Source organism: Polaromonas sp. OV174 (assembly GCF_900112285.1).
GTDB lineage: Bacteria > Pseudomonadota > Gammaproteobacteria > Burkholderiales > Burkholderiaceae_C > Polaromonas.
Window position 1 is genome coordinate 1 of sequence record NZ_FOKZ01000045.1, and the last position, 16,349, is coordinate 16,349.

The 16,349-nt window shown below is 61.8% G+C and carries 17 protein-coding genes; 14 read left to right on the forward strand and 3 right to left on the reverse strand.

Translation table 11 applies throughout. The annotated features are described in order from the left end of the window. Nucleotides 1-118: 118 nt before the first annotated feature. Together BM160_RS23030 and BM160_RS21435 are read right to left on the reverse strand one after the other, a co-directional pair. Nucleotides 119-277 carry a hypothetical protein gene (locus BM160_RS23030; RefSeq protein WP_255369035.1) on the reverse strand — a complete coding sequence of 53 codons (159 nt, stop codon included), beginning with the start codon at nucleotides 275-277 and terminating at the stop codon, nucleotides 119-121. A gap of 114 nt (nucleotides 278-391) precedes the next feature. Beyond that, nucleotides 392-721, reverse strand: coding sequence for a histone protein (locus BM160_RS21435; protein WP_092008184.1), 330 nt, complete (start codon nucleotides 719-721; stop codon nucleotides 392-394). Nucleotides 722-1,259: 538 nt separating this feature from the next. Between BM160_RS21435 and BM160_RS21440 the strand changes: the two genes are divergently transcribed. The 7 genes from BM160_RS21440 to BM160_RS21470 are packed head-to-tail and all read left to right on the forward strand — an operon-like array spanning nucleotide 1,260 to nucleotide 7,032. Continuing rightward, on the forward strand, nucleotides 1,260-2,147 hold the full coding sequence (locus BM160_RS21440; protein ID WP_092008185.1) for an NAD(P)-dependent oxidoreductase: 888 nt from the start codon (nucleotides 1,260-1,262) through the stop codon (nucleotides 2,145-2,147). Between the two features lie 16 nt (nucleotides 2,148-2,163). Next, on the forward strand, nucleotides 2,164-2,847 hold the full coding sequence (locus BM160_RS21445) for an amino acid ABC transporter permease (RefSeq protein WP_092008186.1): 684 nt from the start codon (nucleotides 2,164-2,166) through the stop codon (nucleotides 2,845-2,847). A 13-nt stretch (nucleotides 2,848-2,860) separates the two neighbouring features. Then, entirely contained in the window at nucleotides 2,861-3,565 is a 705-nt protein-coding gene (locus BM160_RS21450; protein WP_092008198.1) for an amino acid ABC transporter permease, read from the forward strand. Beyond that, the gene (locus tag BM160_RS21455) at nucleotides 3,543-4,271 is read left to right on the forward strand and encodes an amino acid ABC transporter ATP-binding protein (protein ID WP_092008187.1); all 729 of its coding nucleotides are present in this window, start codon (nucleotides 3,543-3,545) and stop codon (nucleotides 4,269-4,271) included. Before BM160_RS21450 ends, BM160_RS21455 begins: the two co-directional genes overlap by 23 nt. Before the next feature lie 19 nt (nucleotides 4,272-4,290). Further along, nucleotides 4,291-5,088: a transporter substrate-binding domain-containing protein gene (locus tag BM160_RS21460; RefSeq protein WP_092008188.1), complete on the forward strand. Its 798-nt coding sequence runs from the start codon at nucleotides 4,291-4,293 to the stop codon at nucleotides 5,086-5,088. Between the two features lie 21 nt (nucleotides 5,089-5,109). Further along, a complete protein-coding gene (araD1, locus tag BM160_RS21465; RefSeq protein ID WP_092008189.1) occupies nucleotides 5,110-6,111 on the forward strand; it encodes an AraD1 family protein in 1,002 nt (333 codons plus the stop codon). A gap of 15 nt (nucleotides 6,112-6,126) precedes the next feature. Beyond that, a complete protein-coding gene (locus BM160_RS21470) occupies nucleotides 6,127-7,032 on the forward strand; it encodes an amidohydrolase family protein (RefSeq protein ID WP_092008190.1) in 906 nt (301 codons plus the stop codon). Here BM160_RS21470 and BM160_RS21475 read toward each other — a convergent pair whose 3' ends face one another. Next, on the reverse strand, nucleotides 7,033-8,001 hold the full coding sequence (locus BM160_RS21475) for a LysR family transcriptional regulator (RefSeq protein ID WP_092008199.1): 969 nt from the start codon (nucleotides 7,999-8,001) through the stop codon (nucleotides 7,033-7,035). A gap of 103 nt (nucleotides 8,002-8,104) precedes the next feature. Between BM160_RS21475 and BM160_RS21480 the strand changes: the two genes are divergently transcribed. Genes BM160_RS21480 through BM160_RS21510 form a run of 7 tightly spaced genes read left to right on the forward strand, consistent with a single transcriptional unit; the run spans nucleotide 8,105 to nucleotide 15,831 of the window. Next, complete coding sequence (locus tag BM160_RS21480; protein WP_092008191.1) at nucleotides 8,105-9,406, forward strand: L-fuconate dehydratase; 1,302 nt, start codon at nucleotides 8,105-8,107, stop codon at nucleotides 9,404-9,406. 45 nt (nucleotides 9,407-9,451) lie between these two features. Further along, nucleotides 9,452-10,408, forward strand: a complete 957-nt coding sequence (locus BM160_RS21485; RefSeq protein ID WP_092008192.1) for a tripartite tricarboxylate transporter substrate binding protein — start codon at nucleotides 9,452-9,454, stop codon at nucleotides 10,406-10,408. 8 nt (nucleotides 10,409-10,416) lie between these two features. Continuing rightward, nucleotides 10,417-11,409: a 2-hydroxyacid dehydrogenase gene (locus BM160_RS21490; RefSeq protein ID WP_092008193.1), complete on the forward strand. Its 993-nt coding sequence runs from the start codon at nucleotides 10,417-10,419 to the stop codon at nucleotides 11,407-11,409. Continuing rightward, the gene (locus tag BM160_RS21495) at nucleotides 11,393-12,571 is read left to right on the forward strand and encodes a fumarylacetoacetate hydrolase family protein (protein WP_092008194.1); all 1,179 of its coding nucleotides are present in this window, start codon (nucleotides 11,393-11,395) and stop codon (nucleotides 12,569-12,571) included. Before BM160_RS21490 ends, BM160_RS21495 begins: the two co-directional genes overlap by 17 nt. 12 nt (nucleotides 12,572-12,583) lie before the next feature. After that, nucleotides 12,584-13,621 carry a 4-hydroxythreonine-4-phosphate dehydrogenase PdxA gene (locus BM160_RS21500; protein WP_092008195.1) on the forward strand — a complete coding sequence of 346 codons (1,038 nt, stop codon included), beginning with the start codon at nucleotides 12,584-12,586 and terminating at the stop codon, nucleotides 13,619-13,621. Then, a complete protein-coding gene (locus BM160_RS21505; protein WP_092008196.1) occupies nucleotides 13,608-14,366 on the forward strand; it encodes an SDR family oxidoreductase in 759 nt (252 codons plus the stop codon). Before BM160_RS21500 ends, BM160_RS21505 begins: the two co-directional genes overlap by 14 nt. Before the next feature lie 16 nt (nucleotides 14,367-14,382). Next, complete coding sequence (locus tag BM160_RS21510; RefSeq protein WP_092008197.1) at nucleotides 14,383-15,831, forward strand: aldehyde dehydrogenase family protein; 1,449 nt, start codon at nucleotides 14,383-14,385, stop codon at nucleotides 15,829-15,831. The last annotated feature ends 518 nt before the right edge of the window (nucleotides 15,832-16,349 follow it).

Consider the following 16,349-nt stretch of genomic DNA (forward strand, 5'->3'; position numbering starts at 1 on the left):
CAGCTACTACGACCTCGGCTGACTTCTCGCTCCGGCAAAGCCGTCGGGCTTTCACCCACGAGGCGAGACCTCCCCAAGTAAGAACGCACACCTTCATCGCACAACCGCCGCATCTACGTCACCTCGCCTTGGTCACAAGAGCTTTGCGGTTTTTGGCCCGCTCGCCCTGCTTGGCAACGCCTTCTATGCGGTTCTTGTTCATCGGCTCACGATTTACGCTCCACGCTTCCTTCCCACGTTCGGTCGCCCTCACGCAGTTGCGCTTCACTTCATTCACTGTGACCAGCTCCTGGCGGGACTTGCACCCGCAGGTGTGCGCCCATGCTGGGCGCACCAAAAGAAAAGACCCAAAAGGGTCTTTTCTACAAAGCAACATTGTTGCTAATGACTATTATTTCTTGGCAGCAGGCTTTCCCGCTTTCTTTTGCGCTACAGCTTTAGACACGACCTTTGCCTTTGGACTTTTAGGCGCGGGGGTCACTGGAACCACTTTCAGCGCAGTACGTTGATCACGCAGGGCTTTGATTTCTGTATTGATTTTGTCTTTGCGTTCGGTCAGCTTCGCAATGCTTGCACTAAGTTTTGCAACGGCCTTGGCCGTCTTTGAAACTGGAGCTTTTTTTACAGATGCTTTGGCAATCGGTTTCACCACTTTCGCAGGAGCCATTACCTTCTTTGGAGTTGCCTTAACCTTTGGAGCCGGTTTTTTCGCAGTTGCCATTTTTAAATTTCCTTTTTTTTGCCTGGTTGAGATATTTCACCAGTACCGTATTGTCTCCAGTATTTTTGTTCGTTATCCACACCGGCAATCAACCGTAGTCCCCTGAGCCCCCCCCGCCCCGATAGAGGAGGATGCTCAGAGTCTGATCGCCCCGTCAGCAGCGTGTTAGGCGGCACGCTGTACATCTCGATTGCTTTTGTCGGCACTTTAGCCTGGCCGATCTCTGAAGTAGGTGTCGGACCGTTTTCCGTCTGCTGTCGCTGCGAAACATAAGTCCGTTTCAGACTGGTTGCGGACCTTCAACCAAATTTGGTGAACCACGCATTTCGACCAATTGAAGGTATTCAGCGGCAACAGTTGACCTGTCCAAAGCTGCCGTTAGCGTTACGAGCGAGAGCTCATAAGTACATTCCTGCAGGATTGCGTGTTTGTCGATTCAAAAAACGGTATCGATAGATCACGAAATACGATTGGATGAGGATCGCTGCCCTTCGTATGCTTTGTCACCACTTCAAAGATAGTGGAACAGGAGACAAGCATGACAGTTGAGAAAGCCCGCATTGGGTTTATAGGCCTGGGTATCATGGGCACGGCGATGACACTGCGCCTGCTCGAACAGGGCTGGCCGGTCACAGTCTGGAACCTCGAGCCGGAGAGGGTGCAGCCCCTGGTCGCGTCGGGCGCCGTGAGCGCGCCTTCACCGGCGGCCGTTACCGCGGCCAGCGACATCGTGATCATGTGTGTACTGCATACCGACGCGGTGCGCAGCTGTGTATTCGGGGCGCAGGGCATTGCCGACGCGGCGACGGCCGGCAAGCTCCTGATAGACCACTCCACCATCGACCCTGCTGCCACGTGTTCCATGGCGCAGCAACTGCACGGTGAGACTGGTATGCGCTGGGTCGATGCCCCGGTGAGCGGTGGCCCACTGCAATCGCGTGCCGGCACGCTGACGGTGATGGCCGGTGGGGAGGTCGCAGATATTGAGGCCATCCGCGCCGTGATGGCCGACCTGGCCGCCAACTTCACCCACATCGGCCCGAGCGGCGCCGGCCAGACAGCCAAGATGATCAACCAGCTGATCGTCGGCAGCGGTTACGTGGTGCTGGCCGAGGCCCTGACCCTGGCCGAAGCGGCGGGCATCAACGCGCAGGCGCTGCCGCAATGCTTGGCCGGTGGCCATGCCGACAGCAGCCTGCTGAAGCAGCTCTATCCGCAGATGCAGGCGCGCGCGTTTGAGCCGCCGCGCAGTTATGCCAGGCAATTGCTGAAGGACTTGAAGGCCGTAAAGGATTACGCCCACGAACTCCAGCTCAGCCTGCCCATGCTGGAGGCCGCGACCCGGCGCTACACCGACTATGTCGAGCAGGGCAACGGCATGGCGGACACGGCCTCGATCGTCAACTCGTACCGGCCCGCGGGCTGAGCCGGTTGGCTACGATATGACTTACAAATTCGACTTCACCGCCGTGCTGGCCCAGTGGCCGCTGTTTTTGCATGGCGCGTGGCTGACGATCCAGCTCGCGGTGATCGCCACGCTGCTGGGTTTCCTGATCGGAACCCTGTGCGCTTTCGGTCGCGGCAGCAGCAAGCGCTGGATCGCGCAGGCCTGCAGCATTTACGTGGAGACCATACGCAACACGCCCCTGCTGGTGCAGATTTTCATCGTCTATTTCGGGCTGTCAAGCTTGGGGTTCAAGGTGCCGGCCTACGTGGCGGCGATTGCCGCGCTGGTCATCAACATCGGCGCTTACACCACCGAGATCATGCGGGCCGGCATCGATTCCATTCACAAGGGTCAGCTCGAGGCCGCCGAGTGCCTGGCGCTGTCCAAGCTGCAGGTTTACTGGCATGTGATTCTGCGTCCCGCCATGGAGCGGGTCTACCCGGCGCTGACCAGCCAGTTCGTACTGCTGATGCTGGCCTCGTCCATCACCTCGCAAATCTCCGCGGAGGAGTTGACGGCGATTGCCAACCGGGTCCAGTCCGACACCTACCGCTCCTTCGAGACCTACATCGTGGTGGCCGTGTTTTACCTGATGCTGTCCCTGCTGATGCGCCTCGGTTTCTGGGCCATTGGCCAGGCCATATTCACGCGCCGCCGCCGGCTTGGCACCACCCTGTGAGTGGGATGAAACCATGAACAACGAATTCAACCTGAATCATCTCTACTTCCTGGCGCAGGGCGCGGGCTGGACCGTCATCCTGTCGCTGATGGCCTTCGTCGGCGGCGGTTTGCTGGGTTTTGGCGTCGCGCTGGCGCGTATTTCGCGCAGCCGGGCGCTGCGCTGGCTGGCCCTCGGCTATGTACAGCTAGTGCAGGGCACGCCGCTGCTGATCCTGATGTTCCTGTCCTATTTCGGCTTGAGCATCATGGGCCTGAGCCTGCCGGCGATCGTGGCCGCCGGGCTGTCGATGACGATATACGTCAGCGCCTACATCGGTGAGATCTGGCGCGGCTGTATCGAAGCGGTTCCAAAAACCCAATGGGAAGCCGCCGAATGCCTGGCGCTGACCCGCACCCAGCGCCTGTTCATGGTGATCTTGCCGCAGGCGCTGCGCATCGCCACGCCACCGACCGTGGGTTTCATGGTGCAGATTGTCAAGAACACCTCGCTTGCCTCGGTCGTCGGCTTTGTGGAGCTAGCGCGCGCCGGCCAGATCATCAACAACTCGCTGTTCGAGCCCTTTGTGGTCTACATGCTGGTCGCCGGCCTGTATTTTTTGCTGTGTTTCCCGCTGTCGTGGTGGGCCCGAAAACTCGAAAACAGATTGCTTGTCGGCCGCAAGCCCGAGCCAGAAATGAAAAAAGGAGTCGGCAATGTCCAATATTGTGAATCTTGAAGACGTGCACAAAAGCTTCGGTAGTCTGAGCGTGCTCAAGGGGGTGTCGTTCCAGGTCAAAAAAGGCGAGGTGGTGGCCATCATCGGCCGCAGCGGCTCGGGGAAAAGCACGGCGTTGCGCTGCATCAACCGGCTGGAGGTCATCGATAGCGGCCTGATCGAAGTCTGCGGTCGCCGCGTCAGCGATCCGCTCATCGACCTGCGTGGCCTGCGCCGCGATGTCGGCATCGTGTTCCAGAGCTACAACCTGTTTCCCCATCTCACGGTGGAAGAGAACATCACGCTGGCGCCACGCGCCGCCAAGGGCAAGAGCAGAGCCGAGGCGTTGGAGCTCGCCCGCATCGTGTTGCGCCAGGTCGGCTTGGCGGACAAGGCACAGGCCTATCCCGAGCAGCTCTCGGGAGGTCAGCAGCAGCGGGTGGCGATTGCCCGCTCGCTGGCGATGGAGCCGCAGGTGATGCTGTTCGACGAGGTCACCTCGGCGCTCGACCCGCAACTGACGGGTGAAGTGCTCAAGGTCATCGAAGAGCTGGCCGCCGGCGGCATGACCATGGTGCTGGTGACCCACGAAATGGCATTTGCCCGCAAGGTGGCTGATGTCGTGATCTTCATGCATGAAGGCCGGATCTGGGAAACCGGAGCTGGCGACATGCTACTTAACCCGCAGACCGCCGAACTGCAGCAATTTGTCGACAACGGCTTGTAACCCCAAAGGAAACCTCACCATGAAACTGACCTCGCTCATCTCCCAAAGCACTATCGTTGCCGTCCTGGCTCTGGCCGGTTTGTCCGCGCACGCAGACACGCTGGACAGCATCCGCGCGGCGAAGAAAATCCGCATTTCGATCGACGTGGCGAATCCGCCGTCGGGCATGACCGACAGCGCCATGCGCCCAACCGGCTCTGATGTGGATGTCGCCGTTTTGTTGGCCAAGGATCTGGGCGTGGCGCTGGAAATCGTGCCAACGACTGGGGCCACTCGCATTCCCAACCTGCAGACCAACAAGGCCGACCTGGTGATCTCGACTCTGGCTTTCACGCCGGAGCGGGCTAAGGTGATCGACTATTCGATTCCCTACGCCGGCCAGGTGTCACTGGTGGGTGGCATCAAGGGCGTCAACGTCAAAAGCATGGCCGACCTGGCAGGCAAGTCGGTCGCTGTAAATCGCAGCACGACGCAGGATGCCGACCTGACGGCCAATGCCAAGGGTGCGACCATTGTGCGCTACGACGACGACGCGGCTGTGATTACGGCCGCGGTGACGGGCCAGGCCGACCTGGTAGCAACCTCGGGCGCGCTGTTCCAGACCATGGTCAACAAGGCTCCGGCACGCCAGTTGGAGCCCAAGTTTGTGCTGCGCACCTTCGATCTGGGCGTTGGCATGCGCAAGGAGGAGCCCAAGCTGATGGCCTGGGTCAACGAATGGGTCCGCACCAACATGAAGAACGGCAAGCTTAACGAGATCTTCAAGAAATATCACGGCGCTGATATTCCCGAGAGCGTCGTCAGTCAGGCCAAATAAACCAGCACACCCAAAGTCCCCATGCGCCTGCTCCAGTTTTTGCGTCCCGACGGCCAGCGTGCCGTCGGCCTGGTCGAAACCCCCGAAACGGTGCGGGTGCTGGACGGCTGCGAAAGCACCTATGCGCTGGTGCAGCAAGCACTGGCCGAGCGCACGCCGTTGGCACGGTTGGTTAAAAAACGGGCATCTGTCGAGCAGGTCGATTACGACGGACTGGTTGAGCGTCAGGCTGTGCTGGTGCCGTTCGACCACCCGGACCCGTCCCACATGCAGGTCAGTAGCTCGGGCCTGACGCACCTGGGCAGCGAGCGCACACGCGAGCACTTGCGGCGCGCGCTGCAGGCCGGCGAGACCACGCTCAGCGATTCATTGCGACTGTTCAAGCTGGGCTTGGAAGGAGGGCGCCCCAACGGCAACGGCCTGCCGGGGGTATCCCCCGAATGGCATTTCAAGGGTAGCGGCCATTCGGTGGTCCATCCATACCAGGATTTCCCGGTTGCGGCTTTCGCAGCAGATGCGAGCGAAGAGCCCGAACTGGCCGGCCTTTACCTGATAGCGCCCGACCGCACGCCGCGCCGCGTCGGTTTTGCCCTCGCCAACGAGCTGTCGGACCATATCACCGAGCGTAGCAACAGCGGCTTGGTGTCGCATGCCAAGCTGGGCGGCAGTTCCTTTGGACCAGAGCTGTTGTTGGACGAATTGCCGCAGAGCATCGCCGGCCTGTCGCGTATCGTTCGCAAGGGCCGCCTGCGCTGGGAAAAACCCTTTCTGACCGGGGAAGACAACATGTCGCACTCGATCGGAAACATCGAGTTCCACCATTTCAAGTACGACCAGTTTTTAGTGCCGGGCGACGTGCATGTGCATTACTTCGGCACCGCCACCCTGTCGTTTGCCGAGGGCATCAAGGTCGATGCCTCCTGCCGTTTCGAGATCTCGGCGCCGCCTTTCGGCCGGGCTTTGGTCAACGGCATTCGCCGCGTCAACAACGTGTTTCGCTACGGCAGCATGAAAGCTGCCTGATTTTCAGGACCTGACATGACCGAGCCGCTGGGTTTTCCCATCATCGATGCCCACCATCACTTCTGGGACCCCATACTGAACTATTACCCGTGGTTGTGCGATGGCGACCGACCGCCGCACCGCTATGGCGACCACCAGTCGATCGCTCGCCCCTACCTACCGCCTGACTACCTCAGCGATACGGCGGCGTTCAAGCTGGCCGGCAGTGTCTACATCGAGGCCGATTGGGATCCGCGCGATCCGATTGGCGAGATGCATTACATTGCAGGCCTGCGCCAGCAAAGCGGTCTCCCCACGGTGGCGGTCGGCAAAGCCTGGCTGGACCAGTCCGATGCGCCGCAGACGCTAGAGCAACTGGCCGGCTTCGGCTTTGTGCGCGGTATTCGCCACAAGCCGCGCGCAAACGACGCGCCGGCCGACACAGCAGCAGGCGGCATGGCCGACTCCGTGTGGCGACGCAACTACAGCCTGCTGGCGCGGCACGGCCTGCATTTCGAGCTGCAAACACCGTTTTGGCATTTGCACGAGGCCGCAGCCCTGGCGCGGGACTTTCCGGACACGCCCCTCATCATCAACCACACCGGCATGCCCTCTGATCGTAGTAGCGAAGGGCTCGCCGCCTGGCGCGAGGCGATGCGGCGGGTGGCGCAATGCCCCAACGCCTTTGTCAAGCTCAGCGGCATAGGACTGAGTGGGCGACGCTGGAGCATGGAGGAAAACCGCCCCGTGGTGCGGCAAAGCATCGAACTGTTCGGCATAGAGCGCTGCATGTTTGGCAGCAACTATCCGGTTGACAGCCTTTGCGCCTCATTCGAGGATATTTTCAGCGGCTTCGCGCGCATGGTCGCGGATCTGTCGGCGTCCGAGCAGCGACAGCTGTTTCACGACAATGCACAGCGCCTGTACCGAATGGACTGTTAATTAACGGGCGATCTGGCGCTCCAGCATGCTGTCGCGCAACGCATGTAAAAAGCCTTTCACGGCGGGCGACAGGTCTTTCTTCTTGCGCGTGATGATGCCCAGGTTGGCCATGGAAATAGGCAGCTCTACCGGCAGGATGGCGAGCAGCCCATAGTTGGCATAGTGCTGCGCTACGTCCAACGGCACCACCGAGATCATGTCGCTGGCTTCGAGCAGCGAGGTCGTCGCCAGGATGGACGAGGTCTCGACGATATCGGGCGGCGCCGCCAGGTTGGCGTGTTGCAGCGCCTGCTCGACGCGGCGTCGCATCGGGCTGCCCAGCGGGTGCAGGATCCAGGTCTGCGCGACCAGGTTGGCCAGCGTGACCTCGGCCAGGTCGAACAGCGGATGGCCCGGTCGGGCCACCACGCTCATAGACTCTCCCTCGAGCTGCTCGATCGCCAGGTCCTCGTCATAAAACTGGTCGGGCAGGCGTCCGAGCACCACATCGAGGTCGCCGCGCAGCAGGGCCGGCATCAGCAGGTCGCTGGTGTCGACCTGCAGCGAAATGCGCACCCGCGGGTTGCCGGCCTTGAAGCGCGCCAGGCCCTGGGTCAGCAGGACAGGCGTGGCGCCCATGACGCTGCCTATGCGCACCAGCCCGGAGGCGCCTGCGGCCAGGGCAGCCATCTCGTCGCCGGCGTAGGCGAAGTCGTGCAGCACACCGCGCGCGTAGCGGATCATCACCTCGCCATAGACCGTCGGCTCCATGCCGCGAGCATGGCGCTCGAACAGCAGTACGCCCAGCCCTTCTTCAAGCTGTTGCAGCAGCGCCGTGGCGGCGGGCTGGGTGGTATGGATAGCTGCCGCCGCGCGCCGCAGGTTGCGGTGCTCGTCGAGGGCGTCCAGCAGCATGACCTGTCGGCTCTTGATGCGCAGCCGGCGAAAGAGGTTGGCGGGCGGGGCGGTTGTGGCTACGGCATCGTCCATGAGTGATCCAAAAATGAGAATCGAAATATACCAAATGACGATTGGATGGGTATCGTTAATCGACATAAGCTTCGCTATCTTTTCACCCCTTTGAAAGACCAAAGTGCCGACTACCATCACCCATCTCTCGGTTCGCGACATCCGTTTCCCCACCTCGCGCTCGCTTGACGGCTCGGACGCCATGAACGCGGCGCCAGACTATTCCGCCACCTATGTGGTCCTGCATACCGACGCACCCTCGGCGCTGGAGGGCCATGGGCTGACCTTCACGATTGGCCGCGGCAATGAAATCTGCGTGGCGGCCGTCAACTCGCTGGCGTCATTCGTGGTCGGCCACACGCTGGAGGAAATCACGGACAACATGGGTGCGTTCTGGCGCAACATCACCACGGGCGACAGCCAGCTGCGTTGGCTCGGCCCGGACAAGGGCGTGATCCACCTGGCCACGGCCGCCATCGTCAACGCGGTTTGGGACCTGTGGGCCAAGTCCGAAGGCAAGCCGGTCTGGAAGCTGCTGGCCGACATGAGTCCCGAGGAACTAGTCCGCTGCCTGGACTTCCGCTTCGTCACCGACGCGCTTACGCCCGAAGAGGCGCTGGCTATACTGCGCCGTAACGCCGGCGGCAAGGCCGCACGTGAGCAGGAAATGCTGGAGCAGGGCTACCCCGGCTACACCACCTCGGCCGGCTGGCTCGGTTACTCCGAGGAAAAAATGCGTCGTCTGGCCCGCGAAGGCGTGGCCGAGGGCTGGACCCACTTCAAGCAGAAGGTCGGCGGCAGTATCGAGGAAGACATCCGCCGCGCGGCCATTTTGCGCGAAGAGATTGGCTGGGACCGCAAGCTCATGATGGACGCCAACCAGGTGTGGGAAGTGGACGAGGCCGTCGTCAACATGCGCCGCCTGGCTGCCTTTGAACCCTGGTGGATCGAGGAGCCGACCAACCCGGACGACATCCTGGGTCATGCCGCCATCCGCCAGCGCATTGCGCCCATTGGTATGGCCACCGGCGAGCATTGCCACAACCGTGTGATGTTCAAGCAGCTGCTGCAGGCCAAGGCCATCGACTTTTGCCAGGTCGACGCGGCTCGCCTGGGCGGTCTCAACGAAGTGCTGGTGGTGTTGCTGATGGCTGCCAAGTTCGGTGTGCCGGTGTGCCCGCATGCCGGTGGCGTGGGCCTGTGCGAGTATGTGCAGAACATCTCGTTGTTTGACTACATCGCGGTGTCCGCCTCGCTGGAAAACCGCGTGCTGGAATACGTCGATCATCTGCACGAGCATTTCCTTGACCCGGTGGTGATCCGCAGGGGCCGCTACATGCCGCCGCAGCGCCCGGGTTATAGCATTGAGATGCATGCGACGACGCTCAAGCAGTTCGAGTTCCCGAACGGTCCCGCCTGGTCCTGAACTTCACGCCCCTTCGAATCACTATTACTACAAAGAGAGACATCCATGAAGACATTGGCTTCCCGCATCCTGGCTGGCTTGCTGTGCGCCTTGGCCTTGCCAGCCGCCGTGCTGGCCCAGGCTACCTACCCGAGCCGGCCGATTGAGTTGGTCGTTCCCTACCCGGCCGGCGGCGGCACCGACGTGCTGGGCCGGGCCTTTGCGCTGGCATCCGCCAAGCACTTGCCACAGAGCCTGATCGTCGTCAACAAGCCCGGCGCCAGTGGCGCCATCGGCTGGTCCGATGTCATCAATGGCAAGCAGGACGGCTACAAGGTAGCCCTGCTCGCGACCGACCTGATGACCCAGCCGAACATGGGCCTGACCAAAATCACCTATGAGGATTTCATCCCCATTGCCCGCCTTAACTACGATCCCGCAGCGATCACGGTGCGCGCCGATGCACCCTGGAACACGGTCGAGGAATTCCTGGCGGCCGCAAAAAAGGGCGACTTCCGCGTGGGCAATGGTGGCAACGGCTCGACCTGGCATCTGGCTGCCGCGGCCGTAGAGGACAAGACCGGCGTGAAGTTCAACCACATTCCCTTTGCTGGCGCCGCACCGGCCGCTTTGTCCTTGCTGGGCGGGCACATCGAGGCCATCACGGTCAGCGCGGCGGAGGTTTATACCTACACCTCGACGGGCAAGCTGAAGGCGCTGGCGGTAATGTCCGAGCAGCGCATCAAGGGTTTCGAGAAAGTGCCTACGCTCAAGGAGCGCAACATCGACGTGTCCATCGGAACCTGGCGCGGTCTGGCCGTGACCAAGGGCACGCCGCCCGAGATTGTCAATTTGCTGCGCGCGGCGACAGCGAAGATCGTTGCCGAACAGAGCCTGCGTGACGCGCTGGACCGCCAGAACATGGGCTATGCCTATGCCGATGGCGAGGCCTTTGGCGCCGTTATGGCCAAGGATCATGCTTTCTACAAAGGCCTGATCAACAAGCTCGGCCTGAAGCAGTAGGCGAGAGCATGAGCAAACCCTCCCTTCTTGTCTGTCGGGCGATCGCGCCCGAGGTGATCGCCCGGCTTGAGCAGCACTTCGAGGTGCGCGCCAACCAGGCGGATGTGCCCTGGTCACAGGCGCAGTTGATTGAAGCGCTACAAGGACGGCAGGCGCTTTTTGCCACCGGCAGCGAGCGCATCGATGCCGAACTGTTGCAAGCTTGCCCAGACCTGCGAATTTGCGCCAATATGTCGGTGGGTTTTAACAACTTCGATGTCGAGGCCATGACCGCGCACGGCGTGGTTGGGACCAACGCTCCCGGTGTATTGACTGAAACCACGGCCGATTTCGGTTTCGCCCTGTTGCTGGCAACCGCAAGGCGGGTCACCGAAGGCGAGCGTTATCTGCGCGCCGGGCAGTGGACGCGCTGGCAGTACAACACGCTGGTTGGCTCCGACGTTCACGGCTCGACGCTGGGCATCCTGGGTATGGGCCGCATCGGTCAGGCCCTGGCCCGCCGTGGTCACTTTGGCTTTGGCATGAAAGTGATTTACCACAACCGTTCGCGGCTCGAAGAAAGCGTTGAGCTCGAGACCGGTGCCCGCTATGTCAGCAAGGACGAGTTGCTGTGCAGAGCCGACCACCTGGTGCTGGTGCTGCCGTATTCGAAAACCTCGCACCATGCCATTGGCGCGGCCGAGTTGGCGCTGATGAAACCGACCGCGACACTGGTCAATATCGCGCGTGGCGGTATTGTTGATGACGCGGCACTGGTTCAGGCGCTGCGCGACAGGCACATTGCTGCGGCCGGACTGGATGTCTATGAGGGTGAGCCCATGCTTCACCCCGGCCTGCTCGAGGTGCCCAACGTCGTGCTGACGCCGCATATCGGCAGTGCGACCGGTCCGACGCGCCTTGCCATGGCGAATCTGGCAGCGGACAACTTGATTGATTTTTTCTGCGGCGATGGACCGACCAACTCTGTGAATCCGGAGGTACTTAATGAACTGGCTGCCTGAAGACAAACTGACCGGAACGCTGGTTGCCCGCGCCTGGATTCCCGATCAAGCTGCGGGCCTGCCCGCCGGGCCGAGCGTCGTGGCCCTGCGCGGCGATGGCGTCTTTGACCTTTCGCAAGCGATACCCACCATGAGCGGCCTGCTCGAGGCGGTCGATCCGGCCGCGCTGGTGCGGGCCACACCGGGCCGCTACATCGGCAGCGTCGACAGCCTGTTCCAGAACAGCCTGCAGCCAAGCAGTCATGTTGATAGCCCGCGCTTCCTTGCGCCCTGCGACCTGCAGGTCATCAAGGCGGCCGGCGTCACTTTTGCCGCAAGTCTGGTGGAACGCGTGATCGAGGAGCAGGCCAAGGGCGATGCCCGCCAAGCCGAGGCGATACGCGGCCGAGTGCTGGAACTGCTGGGCGGCTCGCTGGCCAGCATAGTGCCCGGCTCGGCCAAGGCGCAGCAGCTCAAGGAACTGCTGGTGAGGCAAGGGCTGTGGTCGCAGTACCTCGAGGTAGGCATAGGCCCCGACGCCGAAGTGTTTACCAAGGGGCCGGTGCTGTCCGCCGTGGGCACCGGGGCCGAGATCGGCATTCATTCCGGCTCGGCGTGGAACAATCCCGAGCCTGAAGTGGTGCTGGCCGTCAACAGTCGCGGTAAGGTCCAGGGCGCGGCCTTGGGCAACGACGTCAACTTGCGCGATTTCGAGGGCCGCAGCGCCTTGCTGCTGGGCAAGGCCAAGGACAACAACGCCTCCTGTGCGATCGGCCCGTTCATCCGCCTGTTTGACACCAGCTTTGCGCTTGACGACGTGCGGCGCTGCACCGTGAGCCTAGACGTGCAGGGGCCCGATGGTTTTGTGATGCGCGGCGAAAGCTCGATGTCGCAAATCAGCCGTGATCCGCTGGACCTGGTGCGCCAGACCCTGGGTGCCCACCACCAGTACCCCGACGGCTTCATGCTGTTTCTGGGCACCATGTTCGCGCCGACGCAGGACCGTGGCGCGGCGGGAAGTGGTTTCACCCACCAGGTGGGCGACGTGGTCACCATCTCCAGTCCCAAGCTTGGCGCCTTGGTGAACAAGGTAAATCTGTGCGAGCGCATCACGCCCTGGACCTTCGGGTTGCATGCCTTTTTTTCCAACCTGGTAGCGCGCGGCCTGCTGACCGGCCGCTGAGAAAAGGAATCTATGAAATCACGCAAACCTCGCATCGCTATGGTGCTCGGCGACCCGGCTGGCATAGGCCCCGAATTGGTCGCCCGTCTGCTGGCCAACCCTGCCGCTACGCAGTCGGCCGAGCTGCTGCTAATTGCCGACCGGAATGAACTGGAGCGCGGTATGGTGGTGGCCGGCTGCCACACGCCTTATGCCCTGGCGGCATCGATAGCCGAGGCCGACTTCTCGCATGGAAAACCGGTGCTGGTGGATTACCGCGGAGAGACTGAAGGTGAATTTGAACGCGGTATATCCAGCGTCAAGGGCGGTCGCTACTGCCTGGACACGCTGTCCATGGCGCTGCAAGCCACTCGGCATGGGCTGGCGGATGCCATCCTGTTTGCACCACTGAACAAAAACTCGCTGCACCAGGCAGGTATGCACACCAGCGACGAGCTGCACTGGTTCGTCGAACAGCTTGGTTTCGATGGGCCGGTCTGCGAGTTCAATGTTCTCGACGGCCTGTGGACTTCGCGCGTGACCTCCCACATTGCGCATCGTGAGGTGGCGGACCAGATCACGCACCAAGGCGTGACGCAGGGCATAGCGCTGATCCACCGCGAACTGCTGCGCAGCGGCGTTGCCCAGCCGCGCATTGCCGTCTGCGGCCTGAATCCGCACAACGGCGACAACGGCTCGTTCGGCCGGGAAGAGATCGACATCATCGGTCCCGCTGTGGAAGCGGCGCGCGCGCGGGGCATTCCGGTCCAGGGACCATTCGCTGCGGACACGATTTTCCTGAAAGTGCAGGGCGAGCAGCGCCAGTACGACGCCGTCGTCACCATGTACCACGACCAGGGCCAGATCGCCATGAAACTCATGGGCTTTTGGCGCGGCATCACGGTGCAGGGCGGTCTGCCGTTTCCGATACTCACACCCGCACATGGCACGGCCTTCGATATCGTCAGTCAGGGTGTCGCCAATCCGGGCGCGATGCTGCAGGCTTTTCAGCTAGCCTGCCGTATGGCCCTTGCCCGTCGTGAACAGGAGGTCAGTCATGCCTTCGCCTGAAAAAATTGCGCTGGTGACGGGTGCCGGCACCGGCATCGGCAAGCAGGTGGCTCTGGCCCTCATGCAAAGCGGCTTTTCCGTGGTGCTGGCCGGGCGCCGCCGTGAGCCGCTGGAGGCTGTTGCATGTGAAGGCGCCGACATGGGCGTCAGATCTTTGGTGGTGACGGCTGATGTCAGTGATCCGGTATCGGTCAAAGCGTTGTTCGCCAGTGTGCTCGAGGCCTTTGGTCGACTGGACCTGTTGGTCAATAATGCAGGCATTTCGTCGCCGGCGGTGCCGCTCGAAGAACTGAGTTACGAGGACTGGAATAAAGCCATCGGCATCAATCTAGGTGGCGTCTTCCTCTGCACGCAGGAGGCCTTCCGCATCATGAAGGCGCAGACTCCGAGTGGGGGGCGCATCATCAACAACGGCTCGATTGCTGCGACCAGTCCGCGCCCGCATGCCGCGGCCTATGCTGCTGCCAAACATGCGGTCAGCGGGTTGACCAAGGCCGCTTCGCTCGAAGGCCGCAGATTCAACATCGCTTGCGGCCAGATTGATGTGGGAAACGCGGCCACCGATCGCACCGAGCGCATGAAAACCGGTGTGCTACAGGCCGATGGAACCCTAGCCGTGGAGCCGACCATGGACGCTAGGCATGTCGGAAGCGCCGTTGCCTACATGGCCAGTTTGCCGCTCGATGCCAACGTGCCCTTTCTGACCGTGATGGCAACCACCATGCCCTTTATTGGCCGCGGCTAACGCATCTGAAGAAAACATGACGCAATACTCTAACCTCATCAACGGCCAATGGGTCGCCGGCAACAGCACCAGCGCCAACCGCAACCCCTCTAACCTGGCCGACGTGATCGGCGAGTACGCACAAGCCGATGCGGCCGGACTCGATGCCGCCGTGCAGGCGGCGCAAGCGGCCTTCCCGGCCTGGTCCACCTCCGGCATCCAGGCGCGCTCGGATGCGCTGGACAAGATAGGCACGGAAATCCTGGCACGCCGTGAAGAGCTGGGCACCTTGCTGTCACGCGAGGAAGGCAAGACCAAAGCGGAAGGCATTGGCGAGGCCACGCGCGCCGGCCAGATTTTCAAGTTCTTTGCCGGCGAGTGCTTGCGCCTGTCGGGCGAGACGCTTCCTTCGGTGCGGCCCAATATCGGCGTGGAGATCACGCGCGAGCCGGTCGGCGTGGTTGGCCTGATCACGCCCTGGAATTTCCCGATCGCCATTCCGGCCTGGAAGATCGCACCGGCACTGGCCTTTGGCAATTGCGTGGTCTTGAAGCCAGCCGACCTGGTGCCAGGCAGCGCCTGGGCGCTGGCCGACATCATTTCGCGCTCCGGCATTCCGGCCGGCGTGTTCAATCTGGTGATGGGCGCCGGCCGTGTGATTGGCGATGCGCTTGTTAATCATCCCGGCATCAACGCCATCAGTTTTACCGGCTCGGTCGGCGTCGGCAGCCGCATTGCCGAGATCTGCGCGAAAAACCTGAAAAAGGTGCAGCTGGAGATGGGCGGCAAGAACCCGCAAGTCATTCTGGACGATGCCGATCTGACGCAGGCGGTCGAGCTGAGCGCGCAAAGCGCCTTCTACTCCACCGGCCAGCGCTGCACGGCCTCTAGCCGGCTCATAGTTACCAACGGCATTTACCCGGCCTTCGTCAAGGCCCTGCAGGAGCGCATGGCACGCATCAAGGTCGGTGATGCGCTGACCACCGACACCGACATCGGTCCGGTCTCGTCGCAGTCGCAACTGGAGCAGGACCTGAGCTACGTGGCCATCGGCAAGGCCGAAGGCGCAACCCTCGCCTTCGGTGGAGAGCGCATCCAATGCCATACCGGCAGCGGCGCCGAAGGCTTCTTCATGGCTCCAGCGCTGTTCAGCGAAAGCACGGCAGGCATGCGCATCAACCGCGAAGAAATCTTCGGCCCGGTGGCCAGCATCATCCGGGTGAAAGACTACGAAGCGGCCCTGGCCTGCGCCAACGACACGCCCTTCGGCCTGTCCGCCGGCATCGCCACCAGCAGCTTGAAGTACGCCACGCACTTCAAGCGCCACAGCCAAGCCGGCATGGTGATGGTGAATTTGCCCACTGCTGGCGTGGACTACCACGTTCCTTTCGGCGGCCGCAAGGGCTCCAGCTACGGCCCGCGCGAGCAGGGCAAGTATGCGCAGGAGTTTTTCACCACGGTGAAGACGTCGTATACGCTGGCTTAAGCGGCGAGCGAACCTTGTGTGTTGTCTGCTTAGAACCGACGCTGGACCAGCCTAACGTAAACACATGCTTAACTCAGGGTGCCGATAGGCCGAAAAGCAGGAGCCGTCATTCACCTACTACCGGGTTCTGCGGCGGAAGCGGCCGTTAGTGCTACACCAGCCGATCGTCTGCTTCGGTTAAGGGTTGTCCGATACCTGCCCGAGCGACACGACAGCGCCAGACACGACAACGGCCTGAGGGCAGGTGTTGGACAAGCCTCTAAGGAGGAAACCGCGGAATGCACCTCGGCGGCGCGAGAAGCGCTATGAAGCTATGGGGATTCGGGCAACAGCGCTTGAGTTGAAGATGTCGGCGCTGCCAATGAAGCGGTCGATGACATCGATGGGACACATTGGATTGAAGCCGACACATTGAGTCGTTCCTTGACGTGTCGGGTGCCGAGGGCCCGCAGCGAGCGCGCGTGCAGGAGCGTCCCACATCGACTCAGAAAGGTGAAGAGTCGAAGCACGATTGCGAC